16 protein-coding genes are annotated in these 18,536 nt (G+C 66.0%); all 16 read right to left on the reverse strand.

What is annotated here, in order from left to right; genetic code table 11:
* Positions 1 to 12 precede the first annotated feature (12 nt).
* Positions 13 to 4,011 carry a DUF6543 domain-containing protein gene (locus V5F23_RS02175; protein ID WP_338497452.1) on the reverse strand — a complete coding sequence of 1,333 codons (3,999 nt, stop codon included), beginning with the start codon at positions 4,009 to 4,011 and terminating at the stop codon, positions 13 to 15.
* A gap of 151 nt (positions 4,012 to 4,162) precedes the next feature.
* Positions 4,163 to 4,609, reverse strand: coding sequence for an excinuclease (locus V5F23_RS02180; protein WP_338497455.1), 447 nt, complete (start codon positions 4,607 to 4,609; stop codon positions 4,163 to 4,165).
* Positions 4,610 to 4,650: 41 nt separating this feature from the next.
* Positions 4,651 to 5,877, reverse strand: coding sequence for a beta-ketoacyl-ACP synthase (locus V5F23_RS02185; RefSeq protein ID WP_042727941.1), 1,227 nt, complete (start codon positions 5,875 to 5,877; stop codon positions 4,651 to 4,653).
* Positions 5,877 to 6,605, reverse strand: coding sequence for a 3-oxoacyl-ACP reductase FabG (gene fabG, locus V5F23_RS02190; protein ID WP_042727940.1), 729 nt, complete (start codon positions 6,603 to 6,605; stop codon positions 5,877 to 5,879). The genes V5F23_RS02185 and fabG overlap by 1 nt, the downstream gene beginning before the upstream one ends.
* Entirely contained in the window at positions 6,602 to 7,069 is a 468-nt protein-coding gene (locus tag V5F23_RS02195) for a hotdog family protein (RefSeq protein WP_042727939.1), read from the reverse strand. The genes fabG and V5F23_RS02195 overlap by 4 nt, the downstream gene beginning before the upstream one ends.
* Positions 7,066 to 8,262, reverse strand: coding sequence for a beta-ketoacyl-[acyl-carrier-protein] synthase family protein (locus V5F23_RS02200; RefSeq protein WP_042727938.1), 1,197 nt, complete (start codon positions 8,260 to 8,262; stop codon positions 7,066 to 7,068). The genes V5F23_RS02195 and V5F23_RS02200 overlap by 4 nt, the downstream gene beginning before the upstream one ends.
* Entirely contained in the window at positions 8,259 to 8,756 is a 498-nt protein-coding gene (locus V5F23_RS02205; RefSeq protein WP_042727937.1) for a hypothetical protein, read from the reverse strand. Before V5F23_RS02205 ends, V5F23_RS02200 begins: the two co-directional genes overlap by 4 nt.
* Positions 8,753 to 9,481 carry a class I SAM-dependent methyltransferase gene (locus V5F23_RS02210; RefSeq protein ID WP_042727936.1) on the reverse strand — a complete coding sequence of 243 codons (729 nt, stop codon included), beginning with the start codon at positions 9,479 to 9,481 and terminating at the stop codon, positions 8,753 to 8,755. The genes V5F23_RS02205 and V5F23_RS02210 overlap by 4 nt, the downstream gene beginning before the upstream one ends.
* On the reverse strand, positions 9,478 to 10,725 hold the full coding sequence (locus V5F23_RS02215) for an NAD(P)/FAD-dependent oxidoreductase (protein WP_042727935.1): 1,248 nt from the start codon (positions 10,723 to 10,725) through the stop codon (positions 9,478 to 9,480). The genes V5F23_RS02210 and V5F23_RS02215 overlap by 4 nt, the downstream gene beginning before the upstream one ends.
* The gene (locus V5F23_RS02220) at positions 10,712 to 11,869 is read right to left on the reverse strand and encodes a hypothetical protein (protein WP_042727934.1); all 1,158 of its coding nucleotides are present in this window, start codon (positions 11,867 to 11,869) and stop codon (positions 10,712 to 10,714) included. The genes V5F23_RS02215 and V5F23_RS02220 overlap by 14 nt, the downstream gene beginning before the upstream one ends.
* Positions 11,866 to 14,202, reverse strand: coding sequence for a hypothetical protein (locus V5F23_RS02225; protein ID WP_338497460.1), 2,337 nt, complete (start codon positions 14,200 to 14,202; stop codon positions 11,866 to 11,868). The genes V5F23_RS02220 and V5F23_RS02225 overlap by 4 nt, the downstream gene beginning before the upstream one ends.
* Positions 14,186 to 14,779, reverse strand: a complete 594-nt coding sequence (locus V5F23_RS02230; RefSeq protein WP_042727932.1) for an outer membrane lipoprotein carrier protein LolA — start codon at positions 14,777 to 14,779, stop codon at positions 14,186 to 14,188. Before V5F23_RS02230 ends, V5F23_RS02225 begins: the two co-directional genes overlap by 17 nt.
* Positions 14,776 to 15,201 carry an acyl-CoA thioesterase gene (locus V5F23_RS02235; RefSeq protein WP_053148485.1) on the reverse strand — a complete coding sequence of 142 codons (426 nt, stop codon included), beginning with the start codon at positions 15,199 to 15,201 and terminating at the stop codon, positions 14,776 to 14,778. The genes V5F23_RS02230 and V5F23_RS02235 overlap by 4 nt, the downstream gene beginning before the upstream one ends.
* Positions 15,194 to 16,738: an aromatic amino acid ammonia-lyase gene (locus V5F23_RS02240; RefSeq protein ID WP_042727930.1), complete on the reverse strand. Its 1,545-nt coding sequence runs from the start codon at positions 16,736 to 16,738 to the stop codon at positions 15,194 to 15,196. The genes V5F23_RS02235 and V5F23_RS02240 overlap by 8 nt, the downstream gene beginning before the upstream one ends.
* Positions 16,719 to 17,663 (reverse strand): glycosyl transferase, encoded by a 945-nt coding sequence (locus V5F23_RS02245; RefSeq protein ID WP_042727929.1) that lies wholly within the window; start codon positions 17,661 to 17,663, stop codon positions 16,719 to 16,721. Before V5F23_RS02245 ends, V5F23_RS02240 begins: the two co-directional genes overlap by 20 nt.
* Positions 17,660 to 18,394, reverse strand: coding sequence for a glycosyltransferase family 2 protein (locus V5F23_RS02250; RefSeq protein WP_042727928.1), 735 nt, complete (start codon positions 18,392 to 18,394; stop codon positions 17,660 to 17,662). Before V5F23_RS02250 ends, V5F23_RS02245 begins: the two co-directional genes overlap by 4 nt.
* Positions 18,395 to 18,536 lie beyond the last annotated feature (142 nt).

Genomic DNA, 18,536 nt, shown 5'->3' on the forward strand with positions numbered 1-18,536 from the left:
GCCACGCATTGACTAGCCTTCCCAGACCGTCGCAGGTCCGTTGACGTGGTAGTCGTAGAACCCCTGGAGTGTCCAGGTATCGCCCTTGCGTTCAAACGCGGCGCGCCAGGCGCCCTTGCCGCCGCCCGGGGTCAGCTGGGCCATGGTGTACCAGTAGTAGCGGTTGATCTTCTTGGTGGTGATCCGTCCCGCACGAATATCTTCCGTGATGACGTTCACCCTGGTTTGAGCGGCCTGCGAGAAGGTGGCGTACGCCATCTGGGCTTCAGCCAATGGGCTGTTGGTGACGGTGAACTTGTCCGGTGCCGGCGACGGGGCGGGCAAGGCCGTGGAGGGCTCGGCGGACGTTGTGCCTTCCACTTTGTGGCTTCGGGCCTGGGTCACGAGCTCGATGTCGAAGGGTTCGTAGTTGGCCAGTGTCCGGCTGAAGTTGGTGATGTCTTCCCCGGTGAGCAGTGTGACGTCGCGTTGTGCCTGGCCTTTGTTGGCGATGATGTAGGGCACTCGATTGTTGCGGATCTCGGTCAGTAGCCCGGGCTTGTGCCTGCGCTGCTTTTCTTCGCGCAGGGCGGTGATCAGCTCGTTGTAGTATTGCGCCGAGTTCGTGTAGCTGTCCCGGGCCGACTGTGCTTCTGGATTATTGCCGGGCAATCGCGCCTGCACGTGGGCCTCCAGCCTGGCTTCCACGGCATTCAGCATCTCCCGGGTGTCGTTCGCGATCTTGTCCATGGCCGCTTTCTTCTTTCCGCCTTTGGAGGTGAACGTCATGAAGATGGCGCCGGTGATGTTGTCGGTGATGACCGTTGTATGGACCTGGATCCGGTCTTCGGTGAAGAAGATATTCTTGTGCGTCATTATCGTGTCGTAGATTTTTATTTTCTGGGCTTCGCTCAGGGTAACGCTGGAGACGTTGGTCTCGATGCTCTCGCAACTGAGCACGACGATGCTCCAGGTGTTCATCTTGTCCAGCAGGTCCCGCAGGCTGGCCCTGCGTTTGGCCAGATCACCCTGGCCGCGGGTCCAGTCGGTTATCTGGGTACGGTAAGCGTTGATGTCGGCGACACCGACGTCCGCCATGCTCTCGCGGAGTATGCGTTCGGCCAGCGCTTCGGGCATCGAGTCGAAAATGGCCTTTGCGGTGCTGACGGCTTCACGGGTGGGGTAGCGATTCATCACCAGTACGGCCTCCACCAAGGCGGCGCATGTACGCTGCTGCGGTGTTTCCGGCGGACGCCCGAACAGGCTCAGGAGCGGGCCGCCGCCCCTGAGCCGATCGCGCTCCACCACGCGCCAGCGGTCATTTTCCCAAACGACCGTTCGCTGATTCGAGCGGTTGTCCGGCGCATAGATGATCCGTTCGCCGGCCTGGACCGCCGTTTTGTAATAGCCATCCCCCAGCATCAGGTAGCCCTGGCCATCAGCGCCCCTGTACCGGTGGCGCCCCTCGGCAATCAACCCGTGCCCGTCGAAGCCGTTGAGGCGGAAGGGTTCCAGCTCCGGATCCGGTAGCCGCGGCAGGGACGACAGCGTCGGGCGTGCCTGCCGACGGCGCCCGGCGCGGGCCATGATCAGGTCCTGGCCGGCTTCGGCGATGACCTCGCCCAGCCCCGCGATAAAGTCAGTGGTCCATTGGTGAACGCTACCGCCTTCGTCATCGATGGCCGACACCGCGGCACCGCCCACCATGGTTGGCAGGATCGCGCGACCCAACAGACCGCCGAGCCGTCCCACCGGGAACATCGACATGGCGCCCGTCAGCAGCATGACGGCGTTCCGACGCCCTTGCTGTGCAAACGCGCTGTCGCGCTCGGCATTGCTCACCGTCAGCATCTGCGTGGTCTTGATCGCGTGGGTGATCTGCGTTTCGTGCAGCACCTTGAACAGGTCGGCCTCCACCGTGGGGGCGGCGATTTTCTTCGCGAAGTCATTCTGTGCCCGGTCCTTCGTCCAAGCGAAGACAGAGCGCGTGACTGTCTTGATTTTTTGCTCGAACGTCAGGTTTTCCGACAGCGGCACCAGGCTGGCAAGCTGCTCGGCCTGGTCCAGTAACGGCAACTGCGCAATCAGCCAGCGGGTCATCTGCGGTGTGGCGGTGAGGGTCTGCACCACGCTCGCTTCCAGCGTCCGGCTGCTCGCCGCGTCGACGTCCCTGAACACCTTGCCGTCGGGAGCGCCCGGTGTGTAGAGCGTCAGCGAAGGGCGACTGGCGAGTGACTTGACCCCGAACGCCAACACGTCTTTCAAGACGCTGTCGCCCCACTGCAGTTGACGAACCACCGCCTCATGCCCGCCGACCTTGCCACGGCCTTTCGCCGTGGGGCTGTCCAGCGCCGCCAGCACCAAATGGAGTCCGGTGTTGTCGCGGTCATGCCGCAGGTCGCCGGAAATGTGCGCCGCCCACACCTGTGCGCGCATCTGCTGCGCTTTCAGGGCCATCCAGGGCGCCTGGGTCTGCCAGGCGGCCACTTGCACTTCGGTCGGCAGGCGGGCGCCCACATTGGCCCTTTCGATGACCTCGACAATCTGCGCGAAGCTCAGCGGCCCATCCACGGTGGTGTGAGGCGCATTGCGTTCTTCCAGCGTCAGGTTGGACATTGCCCATTGCGTCAAGGAGCGACGATCATCGACGACGCCCCTGACACTGCCTTGGGATACTCCGGACCCAAACGGTGAGCCGCCGGTCGGGGCGTGGGGGTCGATCATCTCTTTGCGGATGCTCAGCGACACGTCGTCGGGGTCGACCGGCGAGTATTTCTCGCGAATGAAACCGGCCAGCAGGGCGCGGGTGCGGGCGCGAAGGGCATCCGGAGTGGCCAGTGCCACCGGGTCTGGCGCGGGCGGTTTGTCCGCCAGGGTGGTTTGCACGGCTTGGGTCGCTTCCCACCACGCCAGGCGATCGCCGCCGGTGACGTGAGGGTTGCCGTGCAACCAGTCGTCGAGCTTGTTCAGCCCCAGCCGCAATTCGCGTTCGTCCATGGCCGCGGCCAGGTCCAGCCGATTGCCCAGTTGCGCGGCGGCGTCCAGCCTGCCCAACCAGGTGCCGATCTCCTGTGTTTGTTCCGGGCCGCCGAGGAACACGCTGGCGACGGCGCTCTTTTGATCTGTCCGCAGTTCGCTGACCAGGCGGGCCAGGAAATTTTCGGTGATGGGGGCCGTTTCGATCTCGTCTCCGGGGTTGCCGTCTTCCTTCAGGCTGGCCTTGAGCGCCGCCAGGTCGTCGTGGATGTGCAGCGGCTCGCCGGGACGGTACAGCAGCGCGCCGCCCGACTCGTTGGGGTCTGCATGTTGGGTCAGCACCACGGCCATGGGCACCGGCACGCTGACCGCCCACCCGGACGGGATCACGCTCAGACTGTGGACGCCGGGACGTTGGTGTTCCGGCATCCGTGCCCGCGACGCTGCGTCCGGTGCCGGCAGCGTGCGCTCCGTCAACGCCTTGTACATCGACGGGCGCAACGTTGCGTCCAACTGGTGCAGGTCTGCCTGGGCCCTGAGTTGCAGGGCCAGCTCGGTGGCCAGCCATTGGCTGATGCTCAGGCCCTGGCTGAAATCGGCGGAGCTGGCCCAGAAGTCGTCCAAGGCCTGGGTCAGCAGTTGAATGCACGACGCCGGGGGTAGGCTGATCAGGTGCTTGAGGTCGGCCAGGGCTTGGGAGGTGGGCCGGGTGTGATGCTGATCGATGACGAGTTCGATGTCGCTGGCTTCGTCGAAGAATGCGCGCGTATCCAAGCGCCCGGCAATCGCCCGCTCGAACAGCGTATCGAGGCGGACCGTGGTCTTGATCCCGTCCTGCTGCCGGCAGACGAACAGGTCCTGGGCGGTGAGGTGCTCGGACAGCGTGGGCATTGCGCTGCGCAAACCGTCATCCAGGTGCCGGGCCAGCACTGTCGAGGCGCGTGGCGTGGCATTGTTCAGGCGGATCATCCGCTGCTGCGAGGTCTCCAGCAGGCTGGTCAACGGGGCGCTTGGGTCTGTCGGGCTATCGGCCCGCGAGGGGGTGGTGTCCTGCATGGGTTCTTCCTGAAATATGTTCGGAAGAACAACCTATTGAAGCGGGGGGCAAGCCGGGCGGTAGATAGATACCGCCCGGGGCGGCGCCAGGCAGGCTAGCAAGGGTCTTTGATCATTCCCACGCTCCTGCGTGGGAATGATCAAGGCTGGCTTACTGGACTTTTGCCAGGTCTCCTTTCAGCGCGACCCCGGCCATGATTGCGCCGGTGTGGCATTCGTAGGTCGTCGGGTCCTTGCGTTCGTTGCTCTTGTAGAAGCTGACGATGTTGGTCACGGCGTTGGCGCCAGCGTTCTTGGCCGCCTGGTGCAGGCTGATCAGGGCCGATTGCAGGACCCATTCGCACGCCACTTCGTCGGACTTGTTGAAGGCGTTGGTCTTCTTGTTGGTCACGGCACCGGGGCTGATCACGGTGACGTTGCCGGCCGGCTTGTTACCCGCCAGGTAGAACTTCACGCTGCCGTCGATCTTGCCGGTGCGGATGGCTTCGGCGACAACCTTGTCGAACGGCAGGAACAACGCGGTATCACGGGCCTGGCTGATGGCCGGCAGGGTGCTGAGCAATAGGGCGGCGGTAACGGCGATTTTCTTCAGCGACATCATGGTCTCCTTGACGGGGGTAACGGGAAGTTGAATCCGATTCAGCGCCAGCGGCGGAAAATCAGCGAAGTATTGACCCCGCCAAAGGCGAAGTTGTTGTTCATCACGTATTCATGGCTCATCGGCCGGAACGCGTCGCGCAGATAATCAAGCTTGCCGCATTCGGGATCAACCTCGTCGAGGTTGAAGGTGTGTACGTAGAGGTCGCGGTTGAGCATTTCGATGCTGAACCACGATTCCAGCGCGCCGCAGGCGCCCAGGGTGTGGCCGAGGAAGCTTTTCTGCGAGCTGATGGGCATGCGTTCGCCAAACAGGCTGCTGGTGGCCAGGGTTTCGGCGATGTCGCCCTGTTCGGTCGCGGTGCCGTGACCGTTGACGTAGCCGATGGCAGCAGGCGCCAGGCCCGCGTCTTCCAGGGCCAGTTCCATGGCCCGGCGCATGGTGCTCAGTTCGGGACGGGTGGCGTGCTGGCCGTCGGCGTTGCTGCCGAAGCCGACGATCTCGGCGTGGATCCGCGCGCCCCGGGCCAAGGCGTGCTCCAGTTCTTCGAGCACCAGCATGCCGGCGCCTTCGCCGATCACCAAACCATCGCGGCCCTTGTCGTAGGGGCGCGGGCTGGTTTGCGGCGCGTCGTTTTTCAGGCTGGTGGCGTAGAGCGCGTCGAAGACCATCGCTTCGGTCGGGCACAGTTCTTCGGCGCCGCCGGCGAGCATCAGTGGCAGGCGTCCGAACTTGATCGCCTCATAGGCATAGCCGATGCCATGGCTGCCACTGGTGCAGGCACTGGACGTGGGGATCAGGCGCCCGGTCAGGCCGAAGAAAATGCTGATGTTGGCCGCCGTGGTGTGGGGCATCATCCGCACGTAGGAGTTGGCATTCAGGCCTTCGGCCACGCTGTTGAGCAGCATGTTGCCAAACGCCTTGATCTCGTCGGTGCTGCCGGTGGACGAGCCGCAGGACACGCCCATGCGCCCGTCCTTGATCGACTCGTCGCCCAACAGGCCCGCATCGGCCAGGGCCTGTTCCGCCGCGGCCACCGCCAGGCGTGAAACCCGGCCCATGCTGCGCAGTTGCTTGCGCGTCCAGTGGGCCGGGACCTGGAAGTCGTCGATCGGCCCGGCCAGGCGGGTGTTCAGTTCGGTGAAGCGGTCCCACTCTTCCATGTGCCGGATGCCGCTGCGGTTGGCGGCGAAGTTGGCGGCGATGGTTTCCCAATCGCTGCCCACGGAGGTGATGCCGGCCATGCCGGTGACAACGACGCGCTTCATCAGCACAAGCCTCCGTTGACGGCCAGGACCTGCCGGGTGATGTAGCCGGCTTCGGCGGACATCAGGAAATTCACCGCGCCAGCCACTTCTTCCGGGGTGCCCATGCGCTGGGCGGGGATCATCTTCATCAGTTCTTCCACGGGTACGTTTTCATCGAGCATGGCCGTGTCGATCAGCCCGGGCGCGACGCAATTGACGGTGATCTTGCGCTTGGCCAGTTCGATTGCCAACGCCTTGGCCGCGCCGATCAAGCCGGCCTTGGAGGCGCTGTAGTTGACCTGGCCGCGATTGCCGATCAGCCCCGATACCGAGGTCATGCACACGATCCGCCCGGCAGCGCGCCGACGGATCATCGGCATCATCACCGGGTGCAGCACATTGTAGAAACCGTCGAGGTTGGTGCGCATCACCGTGTCCCAGTCGTCTTCGCTCAGGGCCGGGAAGGCGCCGTCGCGGGTCAGCCCGGCGTTGAGCACCACGCCGTAGTAGGCGCCGTGGGCCTCGACATCGGCCTCCAGGATGGCCTTGCAGGCGGCGCGGTCGCTGACGTCGAATTGCAGCACCCGCGCCTGGCGGCCCAGTGCCTGGATGTCGGCCTGGACGGCTTCGGCCTCGGCGCGGCCGCTGCGGCAATGCAGCACGATGTCGTGCCCGGCCTGGGCCAGGCGCAGGGCGATGGCGCGGCCGATGCCACGGCTGGAGCCGGTGACCAGTACGGATTCAGTCATGGCAGGTTTCCTGTTGCGGACGGTTCGTTGAGGTAATGGGCGGCCTGGGGTGGGCGGAACACGTTCAAGCGGGCGGTGGCATGGATGCCGGGCGCATGGATATGGCATTCGAACACGCCCATGCCGTTGTCGTCTTCCAGCGAGCGCACACCGTGGATGGCCAACTCGGTGCCGGCTGGAAAGTGCTCGACGTTGCACTCGAACTTGCGGGTGCCGAGCAGGAAGCCCAGCGCCACGGCATCGCCGCGCTGGCGCGCATGGCAGCCGGCAAACGCGGCCACGCTCTGGGCCATCAGTTCGATGCCGACCCAGGCCGGCAAGGCGCCGTCGTCGCGACTGAACAGGCCGCCAGGCTTGACCAGGGTACGGGTATGGATCTGCTCGTCATCGAAGGCGACGACCCGGTCGATCAGGATCATGTCGCCGGCGTGGGGCAGCAGTTCGGCGAGCGGCCAGTCAATCATGGGGCGTCTCCGATAATCAGGCTGACGTTGTTGCCACCGAAGGCGAATGAGTTGCTCATCAGGCGGCGCGGGAAAGTCGGGTTGAGGCGGCTGTCGGCCTGGGCCAGGTCCAGCGCCGGCAGCTCGGGATCGGCCTGGCCGTCCCAGACGTGCGGTGGCAGGGCCTGGGCGGTGTTGTCGGCGCTCAGGGCCAGCCAGCAGAACGCCGCTTCCAGGGCCCCGGCGGCGCCGAGGGTGTGGCCGGTCAGGGGCTTGGTGGACGAGCAGGGCACGCCTGCCGGAAACAGCCCGGCCACGGCCTGGCTCTCCATGGCGTCGTTGTGTTGGGTGGCAGTGCCGTGCAGGTTCAGATAGTCGATCTGGCCGGCGTCGAGGCCGGCGCTGCGCAGGGCTTTTTCCATGGCCTGGCGGGCACCGCGGCCGCTGGGCTCCGGGGCGGAAATATGGTGGGCATCGGAACTGGCGCCATCGCCCAGCAGGGCAATCGAGGGGCCAGCGCCGGGCGTCCTGCTCATCAGGAACAGCACTGCCGCTTCGCCAATGTTGATGCCGCTGCGGTTCACCGAAAACGGATTGCAGCGCTCGCTCGACACCGCTTCGAGCGCCGAAAAGCCGTTGAGGGTCAGCTTGCACAAGCTGTCGACCCCGCCGCAGATCACCGCATCGCACAGGCCCAGGTCCAGCAGGCGGCGCGCGCTCATCAAGGCGCGGGCACTGGAGGTGCAGGCGGTGGAAATCACGTAGGACGGACCGCCCAGGTCGAGCCAGTCGGACAGGAAATTGGCCGGCGCGCTGAGTTCCTGTTGCTGGTAGTCGTAGCCCTCTGGAAAGCGCTGCTCGCGCAGGTAATGGGCGATGCCCTGGCTGGCTTCGTCGATGCCCGAGGTGCTGGTGCCCAGCACAATGCCGATGCGCGCGCGACCGTAGGCCTCGATGGCCCGGTCGATGTCAGGGCGGATCTGCAAGCCAGCTTCCAGCAGCAGCTGATTGTTGCGGCTGTTTTGCGCGGCCAGTGCCGGGGGGATGGCCGCGAGCTCGCCCGTCACCGCGGCGACCGGCAATGCCCGTTCAGCGACCCAGCCGGCTTCGACGCGCACGCCCGAGCAGTCGCCGGCAAACAGGTTGCGCGCCACGGTGCGCTTGTCGCGGCCCAGGGCGCAGATCACGCCCAGGGCATTCAAATAGGCGGTCATGGCGCGTTCTCGGTCAACGGTGTGATGCGGTAGTGCAGGCCTTGGGGCAGGCTCAGGTCAAAAGCCTGCGGCTGCTGGTAGCGCACCTGCCAGCGAGGGTCGAGGCTGCGTTGCGCTCCCTGCTGCCGGGCGCTCGGGTAGTTGCCGGCCAACTCGGCGGCAGGCGTCAGGGCGAACAACAGGGCGGCGAACAGCTCGCGGGCCTCGGCGTTGGGCGGCAGCAGGCCGTCGGCTTGCCACGCGCCATCGACCAGGCGCTGACGGGCCACCGGAATGCCCAGCGGGTCCATCATCGACCAGCGAATGCCGGTGCCTTCGCGCTGGATCACCAGCAACCAGTCCAGGCGTTGCCCGGCCAGTTGCTGTTCGATGTGCAATTGCATCGGGAGGGCCAGGGTTGGCGTCTGCTCGGGCAGCGGCACACGGCTGGCGCAGGCGCCGAGCAACAGCAGGCAGCCGACCAGCAGGCCGTGGCGAAAGGCGGTGCGGATCATTCGCCGGCCCCTCCGAGCGGCTTGCGGGCTACCACGTTGACCAGGGTTTCCTCACGCTCGCCGAACGGCTTGGGGCGGCGCAGGCCAAAGCGCTCCAGCAGGCCGAAGTCCTTGGCGCGACTCCACCACAGGTACGGGTAGGAGACGTTGGCTGGCTCGAACTGGAAACCCTGGTGGCGGATCATGTCCAGGTATTGCGCGGCGCTTTTCTGCACGTGCATGGGGTGCCGGAACAACCAGCGGATCACCCAGGTGTCGATGTAGGCTTCGGTGGATTCGGCGAACATCAGGTAGCCGCCGGGCTTGAGCACCCGATGGAACTCGGCGAGGGCCTTTTCCTGTTCCACCAGGTGGTGGAAGGTCTGGTGGCAGAACAGCAGGTCGACGCTGGCATCCGGCACCGCCAGTTGCGCGCAGTCGCTGCCGATCAGCTCCACGGCCATGCCCTGGCGCGCGGCTTCCTCGGCACTCAGTGCCAGGCTGTGGGGGTCGGCGTCGACGCCGATCAGGCGCTGCGGCGCGAAGGCCTGGCGCAGGTACTGGAACGACTTGCCCTGGCCGCAGCCGGCGTCCAACAGCACCGGGGCGGTTGGCAGCGGACTGTTGAACAGGCCGCGCAGGTCATTGATCGCCACCCGCAGCACGTGGTGTTGCCAGGTGTGGCTGCGCAGGAACCAGAACCCGAAGCGGGTCTCTTCTACGTAGTTGTCGCTCAGGTAGTTCATGGTGTCGGGCTCGCGCAGATTTCCGAGAGCATGCGCAGGCGGCGCTTGGGCTCGCTGACGAACGGGTTGCGCTCATCCCAGGCATAGCCGGCCAGGATCGAGCTGATCATGCGGCGGATGTCGGCCGAGCCTTCGGTGTAGAAAATCACGTCCTGGAAGGTGCCGGCGTACCAGCCCTCGACATAGCAGCGGAAGGTGTCGACGCCGCGCTTGAGGGGCTCGGCGAATTCGCCTTGCCAGTCCACGGTTTCGCCTTGCAACTGGCGATGCAGCACGTCGGCGGCCATGCTCGCCGAACGCATGGCGATGGTCACCCCGGAGGAAAACACCGGGTCGAGGAATTCCGCCGCGTTGCCCAGCAGGGCGAAGCCCGGGCCGTGCAGGGCTTTGACATTGGCCGAGTAGCCGCCGATGGTCCGCGCCGGGGTGTCCCACACCGCGTTGTGCAACACGCCGGCCAGGCTCGGGGTTTCGTCGATGAAACCGCGCAGGCAAGCATCGAGGTCGTCGGTGCGGCCGGCGAAATGCTCCGCGGCCGCCACCACGCCCACCGAGCAGCGTCCTCCGCTGAACGGAATGGTCCAGAACCACACGTCGCGCTGGGTGGGGTGGGTGGTGATCAGGATCTTTTCCCGGTCGAACGTCGGCGCGTCGATGCGATCCTCGATGTGGGTGAACACCGCTTGGCGCACCGGGAAGTTCGACGGCGCTTCCAGGTCCAGCAGGCGTGGCAGGACCCGGCCGTAGCCACTGGCGTCGAGGACAAAATCGGCCTGCACCCGGTACTCGCTGCCGTCTTCGCGCTGCACCGCCAGTTGTGGCCGGTCGAGGCTGAAATCGGCCTGGGTGATGGCTTGGCCATAGCGGATCTCCACCCCTTGCAGCGCGGCCTGGTCGGCCAGCAACTTGTCGAAGTCGGCGCGTTGCACCTGGAAGGTCGTGGGTTTGCCGTCGCTGAACGTGTCACCGAAATCGAAGGCGCTGTAGCGCTCGCCCCAGGCGAATGCCGCGCCATTCTTGCGCTGGAACCCGGCGGCATTGACCGCCTCGAGCATGCCGGCTTCCTCGACGAAATCCAGGCAGTGGGACAGCAGGCTCTCGCCAATGGAGAAGCGTGGGAAATGCTGGCGCTCGATGACCAGCACGTCGTGGCCCTTGCGCTTGAGCAAGGCGCCGGCGATGGCGCCGGAAGGGCCTGCGCCGATGATGACGACCTGTCGACGTTCCATTTCAACTGTTGGCACGGGGGCTCCTGGCCGGGGCGGCAATCGAGGGTAGACGGTGGAAGCCGGCGACGGCCGGCAGCAATGTCGCGATCAGCCCCATCAGCATCAGCGTGAAGTACAACGCCGGGCTGATGAGCTGTTGTTGCAAGAGCAGGTTGAGGAACACGATTTCACTCAAGCCGCGGATATTCAGCAAGACGCTTTCACGCCAGCGACTGGCACCGGCGAACGACGCGCCGGCCCATCCCAGCCCCAGCCAGTTGCCCAACAGTTTGCTGGCAATCGGCAACAGCAGCAACGCCGCCAGTTGCAGGGCGCCGAGGCTGTCGAGGACGCTGTGGACGTTGATCTGGACGATGCCGAACGTAAGGATCAGCGGGATGGCCAGGTAGGTCTGCAAGCCCTGCATCCAGGCCGCGTTGAGCGGCAGCACCAGCGGCACCTTGAGCGCGGCCATGCACAGCAGGTAGCCGATGCCGACGATCAGCGCGTTGAGCCGGTAATGCTCAGCCACCACCAACAGCGCGAAGAACAGGCCGCTGTGCAGCAACGGCTGGCGCAAGCCCAGCAGGCGCAACACCAGCGGCAGGCAGGCACCGGCCAGAGGCAGCAACAGGCTGCCCAAGTGCAGGCTACCCTGGGCCAGGCCGAACAGGCTCCAGCAGGCCAGGTCGATGAGGATCGCCGTTTGCACCAGCCGCCGGGTGGCGGCAGGCGGGTAGTCGATGTGGCGCAGGTACAGATACAACACGGGGATCGCGGTGATTGCGAACAGCAGGCCCACGGCCAGGGAACTGATCCAGGGCTGGGGCGGCAATAGCCAGAGCGCCGTCGCCAGGCCGCAGGCAAACGGCACGGCGAAGCTCGGCAGGGCGATCTTCACGCTCTGACGGTCCAGGCGCAGGTCGATCACGTCGCTGAGGATGTGCCCCAGCAACACGGCAAACGCGAGGCTGTAGAGGTTCTTCAGCCACAACGGCGACACCAGTTGTGCGCCGCTGAGTTGCCAGCCGGGCTCGACCCAGAAATACATCAGCAACGGCAGGCCAAGGCTTGCCAGCAGCAACTGGCTGACGATCGGGATCAGCCCGAACCGCCGGCCCAGGCGCGTGGCGGCGGCAAACAAACCCAGGGCCATGAGCCAGAACAGCAGGATCATCATGACGCGGGCTCCAGGACGGCATCGTGGGCCCGGTGCCCGGCCCATGGCGCGAGCATGAAGCTGAAGGCCAGCCCCAGGCTTACCGCCAAGCCGAAATTGCTCACCGCCGGGGTGCTGGACAGCGCCAGCAGGCCGAACGACAGCCAGGTGGTGACCGCCGCCAGCAGGGTGCCCAGCAGGCTCACGGCGGCGCCACCAATCTGTTCGCGCATCAGGATTGCGTAGTCGACGCCGATGGCCGTCACCAGCAACAGGCCGAACAAGCTGAACAGGGTCAGCGGCTGCCCCAGCCAGCCGAGGCTCGCCAGGCTGCACAACGCCGCCAGCAGCGGCAGGGCGACGATGCGCAAGGCTGCGCCAAGGCCGAAGGGCCAGATCAGCACCAGCACGATCAGCGCGCAGGAGGCCAGTTTCAGCTCGGCGGCGCTGATCTGCGTGGCGGCAAAGACCCTATTCAGGTCGCCCAGGCGATCCACCAGTTGCACGCCGGGCAGGTCCACGGCCTGTACCCGCAACAGCGCGGCGTCGTTCAAGCCTTGCAGGCTGATCATGGCCGCCACGCCTTGGGCGGCCGGGCCGAGCCAGAGGGTGCGGTACGGCTCGGCCAACGGTCCGGTCAGCGCGGCGTCGATGTCTTGCACTGGCAGCGCCTGCAATTGCGCCAGCTCCGCCTGCAGTGCCGCGACCGGCACGCCGAGGTCCAGCAACGGTTGCCAGAACGCCGGCAGCCGGGCCAGGGCCTCGCGGACTCTCTGCTGTTCGGCCGGCGGGCTGACCAGTTGGTTGAGCGACAGGTAGCCCTGGAGTTTTTCCAGGCCGACGAGCTGGTCCAGCCGCTCATTGAGGGCGGTCTGGCGCTCCAGCAACTGGGCCTGGTTGTCGGCGCGAATCAGGAAGAACTGGCTGGTGGGTTGGAACCCGGTGATGCGCGCCACCTCGCGGGCCTCGTCAGTGAGGTGCTGGGGCGTGCCGATCCACTGGCGAATGTCGTTTTTCGTCGACAGGTGCCAGAGGCCGCCGGCACAAAAGACCAGCAGCAGCCCCAGCAGAATGGGCGTGGCTACCCGCGCCAGCAAGGCTTCGCGGGCCTGGAGCAGGCACTCGCACAGCCGCAGCGGCCATTGGGCGGGGCGCAGGTCGGCGCCCTTGAGCAGCGCGGGCAGCAGGCACACCGCGCTCAAGTAGGCACCGAGCAGCCCGGCGGCGGAAAACAGGGCGATCTGGGTCAGGGCCGGGAACGGTGTCCAGGCCAGGGCCAGGTAGCCGATGCAGGTGGTGATCAGGCTCAGGCTCAACCCTGGCAGGGTCAGGCGCAGGGCCGGCCAACTGCGCCATGGCTTGAGGCTCCAGCTCTTGGACAGGTAGTGCAGCGGGTAGTCGACCGCCACGCCGATCAAGCTGGAACCCAGCACCAGGGTCATGACGTGCATGCGGCCGAACAGCGCCACGCACGCCACGGTGCCGAACAGCATGCCCACCAGCACCGGCACGAACGCCAGCCACACCCGCAGGCGTCCGAAGGCGAGCAACAGCAGCAACAGGATGCCCACCGTGGCGCCACCACCGACCCAGGTGATTTCCCGGGAGGCCTGTTGCTGGCCGGCGGCGGCATACAGCAGGCCGCTGGCCGCCAGCAGTTGGCCCTGGGCCTGGGTCGCCTGGTCGCGGCTGCGTTGCAGCAGGTCGGCCACTTGCAACGGCAGGTTCATGTCGAAGGCGTTGCCGCGGGTGCGGGCCCGCAGCATCACCCAGCTTTTGCCGTCCGCATCGGCGACCAGCGCGCCGCTGCCCACGTCCAGTTGGATGGCGCCGCGCTGGGGTTGGCTGTTCTGGATACGGCCGGTCAGGCCCAGCCAATCGTCCTGGCTGGGCACCAGGCTGAAGCCGCTGAACGGGTCGAACAACGCCTGCACCCGTTGCTGGATGAACGCCTGGGGTTGGTCGATCAGTTGCTGCCGGTCCGCCGTCGACAGCATCGCCAGGCGTCCGTCCAGCAACTGTGTGCGCAGCGCAGGCAGGTCGGCCTGCAACGTCCACTGGACCTTGTCGAACAGGTCGCTGGCCTGCCACTGCTGGCCGAGCGCTTGCGCCAGGGCGATGGCGTGCGGGCGGTCAGCGTGACCGACCAGCACCAGCACTTCGCGGTTCAGCGGTTCTTGCATGCGTTGCTCGGCGACGAGCTCCAAGGCATCGGGCGAAACGCCCGGCACCAGTTCCATCAGGTTGGCCGACAGCGGCGCGCCGTGGCGCCATTGCCAACCGGCAAGCGCCAGCACCGCCAGCAGCAGGATCAGGAACAGCCTTGGAAGCCTGCGTTCACTTCGCAAAATCATGTTGCTCCGCTTCGCTCAAGGGTTGCGTGGCGACGCTGTCCTGCATGCGCAGCACCGTGCGGTCGCCCTGGGTCTCCATCAGCTCGATGCGCTGTACCAGTTCGCCGCCTTCGATGTTGATCTGGTTGAACACCTGCTTGAGCAACACCGAACGCGGGGTCAGGGTGAGCTTCCATTGCTGCGGCTCGCCCGCCAGGCTCAGTTCGAAATCTCGCAGCAGGCCACTGCTGTCGCCCTGCAGGACCGCCAGGAACAGCCGGTTCTGTTCGGCGCCAGCGCTCTTGTTTGGCAGCATCTGCCAGGCATTGCCGTCTCGTCGGGCGATGCCTTGGGCGGTGATGCGGTAGTCCTGTTGCAGCGGGGTTTGCAGCAGCCAGAGCAGGCCGTGGTTTTTCGCCAGGACGAAGCGGCCCTTGCTGATCAGCGGCTGGGGCAGGGCGCGCAGGTGTTTTTCCTGGATGAACGGGCCGTGGATTACTTCCGGGCGGGCCAGTTGCTCGCTCAACTGTTGCAGGTCGAACGCCTGGGCCAAAGGCGACAGGCAGCACAGCAACAACCAGGTGCACAGGCGTTTCATGGCAGCATCCTTTCAACGGCTTCGACGAAGACCCGCGGCGAGGCCAGCAGCATTTCACGGCTGGCGATCTCCACCGCCACCTGCACCGAACTGGCCCGCGTCAGGCGTTCGCCGGTGCTGGCGTCGCTGATCAGGTAATTGATCTTCAGACGGTTTTCCCATTCCACCAGGCTGGCGCGTACGGTCAGCGTCTGGCCGAACACCGCGCTGCGCACGTAGCGCAGTTGCAGGTCGATCACCGGCCACGCATGGCCGGATTCGAGCATGTCGTTGTAGTTGTGGCCGATCTGGTCGAGCAAGGCGCAACGGGCCACTTCCAGGTATTTGACGTAGTGGCCGTGCCAGACCACGTTCATCGAGTCGACGTCGAAAAACGGCACGACGACCTGTGTCTCTACGTGCAACACACCCTGACTACGCATGCAGCCTCCAGTGTTGCTCGGCGATGCGTTGCAGGCACAGGCGCAGTTCACCTTCCAGGGCACGGTCTTCAATCACCGGGGCGAAATCCTCGGCCAGTTCGGCGTGCATGGCGGCCAGGGCCGGCGGCAGCGGTCGTGCGTCTTCGGCACGGCTGCGCAGCCACACGCCTTGGTGGGCCGCCAGCAGCGTGGCGGCGGCGACCTGTTCGGTCAGTTCCAGTACCCGGATCGCGTCCCGGGCGGCGATGGTGCCCATGCTCACCTTGTCCTGGTTGTGGCATTCGGTGGAGCGCGAGAACACGCTGGCCGGCAGGGTGTTCTTCAAGGCTTCGGCGGTCCAGGCGCTGGTGCCGATCTGCACAGCCTTGAAGCCATGGTTGAGCATCGCCCGGTCGGCGCTGGCGCCCGACAGGTTGCTCGGCAGGCCATGGTTGTAGCGCTCGTCCACCAGCAGGGCGAGTTGCCGGTCGAGCAGGTCGGCGACGTTGGCCACCAGGTTCTTCAGGCTGTCCATGGCGAAGGCAATGTGACCGCCGTAGAAATGCCCGCCGTGCAGCACCCGCTCGGCTTCGGCGTCGATGATCGGGTTGTCGTTGGCGCTGTTGAGTTCGGTCTCGATGAACGCGCGCAGCCAGTTCAGGCTGTCGGCCAGCACGCCGAGCACGTGGGGCGCGCAGCGCAGGGAGTAGCGGTCTTGCAGGCGATGCAGCGGCGCGGTCGGTGCGTCGATCGCCAGGTCCTGGCGCAGCCACGCGGCGACCTGCATCTGCCCCGGGTGCGGCTTGGCGGCGAACAGGCGTTCGTCGAAGTGCTCCGGGTTGCCTTGCAGGGCGACGACGTTCAACGCGGTGATGCGGGTGGCCAGTTGCAGCAGGTAATCGGCCCGGGCGAAAGCCAGGCACGCTAGCCCGGTCATCACGGCAGTGCCGTTCATCAGCGCCAGGGCTTCCTTGGGGCGCAACACCAGTGGGGTCCAGCCCAGTTCGCGGTGCACATCGGCGGCCTGCCGACGTTCGCCCCGGAACATCACCTCGCGTTCGCCGGAGAGCGTCGCGGCCACGTAGGACAGTGGCGTGAGGTCGCCGCTGGCACCGACCGAGCCCTCTTCCGGAATCAGCGGCAGGATGTCGTGTTCGAGAAAGGCCTGGAGGCGCTCCAGCAATTCGATCCGCACCCCGGACACGCCGTGGCACAGCGACTGCAAGCGCGCGGCCAGCACCGCGCGGGTGGCCTGGGCGTCCAGCAGCTTGCCCAGGCCGCAGCCGTGGAACGTGTAGAGGTGACGCGGCAGGGCCTCGACGTGGTGCAGCGGCACCGCCACCACGCAGGAATCGCCGTAGCCGGTGGTCACGCCATAAATCACGCCTTCCTTGTCCAGCAGGGAGTCGAGGAACTGCGCGCCCTTGGCGATGCGCTGGCGGAACGCCGGGTCGTCCTGCAACTGCGTCGGCGCCTGACGGTTGGCCAGGGCCAGCACCTCTTCGATGCGCAAGGGGCGTTCGCCAAAGATTACCGGCTCAAGAGTGGGCATCGTCATCGGTCTTCCAGAAAGGGTAAAAGTTGAACCACTGTTGGGGCCCCTGGAGGCAGAATTGCGCCAGGCGCTCGGCGTAGCGGCCGGCCCAGTGGGCGATCACTTGCTCGCGTTCGCTGCGTTTCCACACCACGGCGTCGGCGAAAGGTTCGAGGGTGACGCGGTAACGCCCCTCGTGCTTGAGGCACATCAGCAGGTTGACCGGGCATTTGAGCAGGCCGGCCATCAGCCACGGTCCCTGGGGAAAGGCGGCCGGGTGGCCCATGAAGTCCACGGTCACGCTGCGTCCGCCGTGCAGGGGCACGCGGTCGCCGGCAATCGCCAGCCACTCGCCGCGCTCCAGGCGCTCGCTCAGTTGCAGCATCACGGCCGGGTCCAGCTCGCTGACCTGGATCAGGCGCAGGTGCGTGGCGCCGGCTTCGCCCAGCAAACGGTTGAATTGCTCGGCGTGCTTGGTGTGCACCAGCACGTTCATGGTGACCTTCTCGCCCAGCTCGGCCAGGGCCCGGCACATTTCCAGGTTGCCCAGGTGCGCGCCCACCAGCATCTGCCCACGGGCGTCACGCAGGTGATTGCGCAGCAGCGCGGTGTCGACGATCTCGATCTGCTCGATGCTCAGCTTGCCGTTCCAGACATCGAGCTTGTCGAGCAGGGAGTCGGCGAACGCCATGAACTGCCCGAACACCCGCCGGCGGGTCGGACGCAGTTCGGGGCGCGCGCTCCATTCGGCCAGGCGTTGCTGGTATTGCCAGGCGGCCTGGCGAGCGCTGCGGCCGAAAATGAAGAAGTACAGCACGATGCCGTAGAGCACCGGCGTCAGCAGGCGCCGGCCCAGGACCTTGGCGGCGAACGCGGTGAGTTTCATCAGCCAGAAGCTGCCGCGCTCCTGGCGGTCGGCCCAGTGTTGTTTGTCCGCGTCGAGGCTCATGCCCGCCACCGTCGCCAGAGAATCAGCGGCAGGCGCACCAGCATGCCGAAGAACAACCGGGTATGCATGCTGGAGATCAGCACGTTGTCGTGGAACAGGCGAAAGTGCGAGACACCGTCCTGGGGGTAATGCACCCGGGTGTGCAGCCAGCGCATCGGTTGGTTGCGCCAGGCCAGGCGCACCAGGATGTCCGAATCGAAATCCATGCGCTTGCCGATGTTGGCCGAGCCGATCAGCGCCAGCGTCGGGGGCAGCGGGTAGACCCGGAAGCCGCACATGGAGTCGCGGATTTGCAGGGACAGGCTGTTGATCCAGACCATCACGTGGGTCAGGTAGCGCGCGTACAGCCGGCCTTTCGGCACGCTGGCGTCGTAGTGGGGGTAGCCGCAGATCAGGGCGTCGGGGTAGGCGCGGGACTGCTCGATGAAGGTGTTCACGTCGCCGAGGTCGTGCTGCCCGTCGGCATCCACCTGCAAGGCGTGGGTGAAGCCCAGGCGCGATGCTTCCCGCAGCCCGGTCATGACGGCGCCGCCCTTGCCCTGGTTGACCGCCAGCCTGACCAGATGCACCCGCTCATCCTCGGCCAGGCGTTCCAGCACCGCCGCGCAGGACGGGCTGCTGGCATCGTCCACCAACACGCAGGGCAGGCCATGGGCGAGCAACGCCTGGACCACCGCCGTGAGGGCGGTTTCGTGGTTGTAGACGGGGATGACGGCGCAGGGGTTATGCATGGTTCCTGGCCTCCGACGTTCCCCTGTGGCGAGGGGATTTATCCCCGTCCGAGTGCGAAGCACTCGCCAGCGATTTGTGCAGGAACGCAAATTTTGGGGTTGCTTCGCAACCCAACGGGGATAAATCCCCTCGCCACAGGGG

Origin of the sequence: Pseudomonas sp. WP18 (assembly GCF_036689585.1) — a bacterium.
Taxonomy (GTDB): domain Bacteria; phylum Pseudomonadota; class Gammaproteobacteria; order Pseudomonadales; family Pseudomonadaceae; genus Aquipseudomonas; species Aquipseudomonas chlororaphis_E.

Coding starts and splice junctions, on each gene's coding strand:
- V5F23_RS02175 (WP_338497452.1), bottom strand. CDS start 4,011: ATGCAGGACACCACCCCCTCGCGGGCCGATAGCCCGACAGACCCAAGC.
- V5F23_RS02180 (WP_338497455.1), bottom strand. CDS start 4,609: ATGTCGCTGAAGAAAATCGCCGTTACCGCCGCCCTATTGCTCAGCACC.
- V5F23_RS02185 (WP_042727941.1), bottom strand. CDS start 5,877: ATGAAGCGCGTCGTTGTCACCGGCATGGCCGGCATCACCTCCGTGGGC.
- fabG (WP_042727940.1), bottom strand. CDS start 6,605: ATGACTGAATCCGTACTGGTCACCGGCTCCAGCCGTGGCATCGGCCGC.
- V5F23_RS02195 (WP_042727939.1), bottom strand. CDS start 7,069: ATGATTGACTGGCCGCTCGCCGAACTGCTGCCCCACGCCGGCGACATG.
- V5F23_RS02200 (WP_042727938.1), bottom strand. CDS start 8,262: ATGACCGCCTATTTGAATGCCCTGGGCGTGATCTGCGCCCTGGGCCGC.
- V5F23_RS02205 (WP_042727937.1), bottom strand. CDS start 8,756: ATGATCCGCACCGCCTTTCGCCACGGCCTGCTGGTCGGCTGCCTGCTG.
- V5F23_RS02210 (WP_042727936.1), bottom strand. CDS start 9,481: ATGAACTACCTGAGCGACAACTACGTAGAAGAGACCCGCTTCGGGTTC.
- V5F23_RS02220 (WP_042727934.1), bottom strand. CDS start 11,869: ATGATGATCCTGCTGTTCTGGCTCATGGCCCTGGGTTTGTTTGCCGCC.
- V5F23_RS02225 (WP_338497460.1), bottom strand. CDS start 14,202: ATGATTTTGCGAAGTGAACGCAGGCTTCCAAGGCTGTTCCTGATCCTG.
- V5F23_RS02230 (WP_042727932.1), bottom strand. CDS start 14,779: ATGAAACGCCTGTGCACCTGGTTGTTGCTGTGCTGCCTGTCGCCTTTG.
- V5F23_RS02235 (WP_053148485.1), bottom strand. CDS start 15,201: ATGCGTAGTCAGGGTGTGTTGCACGTAGAGACACAGGTCGTCGTGCCG.
- V5F23_RS02240 (WP_042727930.1), bottom strand. CDS start 16,738: ATGACGATGCCCACTCTTGAGCCGGTAATCTTTGGCGAACGCCCCTTG.
- V5F23_RS02245 (WP_042727929.1), bottom strand. CDS start 17,663: ATGAGCCTCGACGCGGACAAACAACACTGGGCCGACCGCCAGGAGCGC.
- V5F23_RS02250 (WP_042727928.1), bottom strand. CDS start 18,394: ATGCATAACCCCTGCGCCGTCATCCCCGTCTACAACCACGAAACCGCC.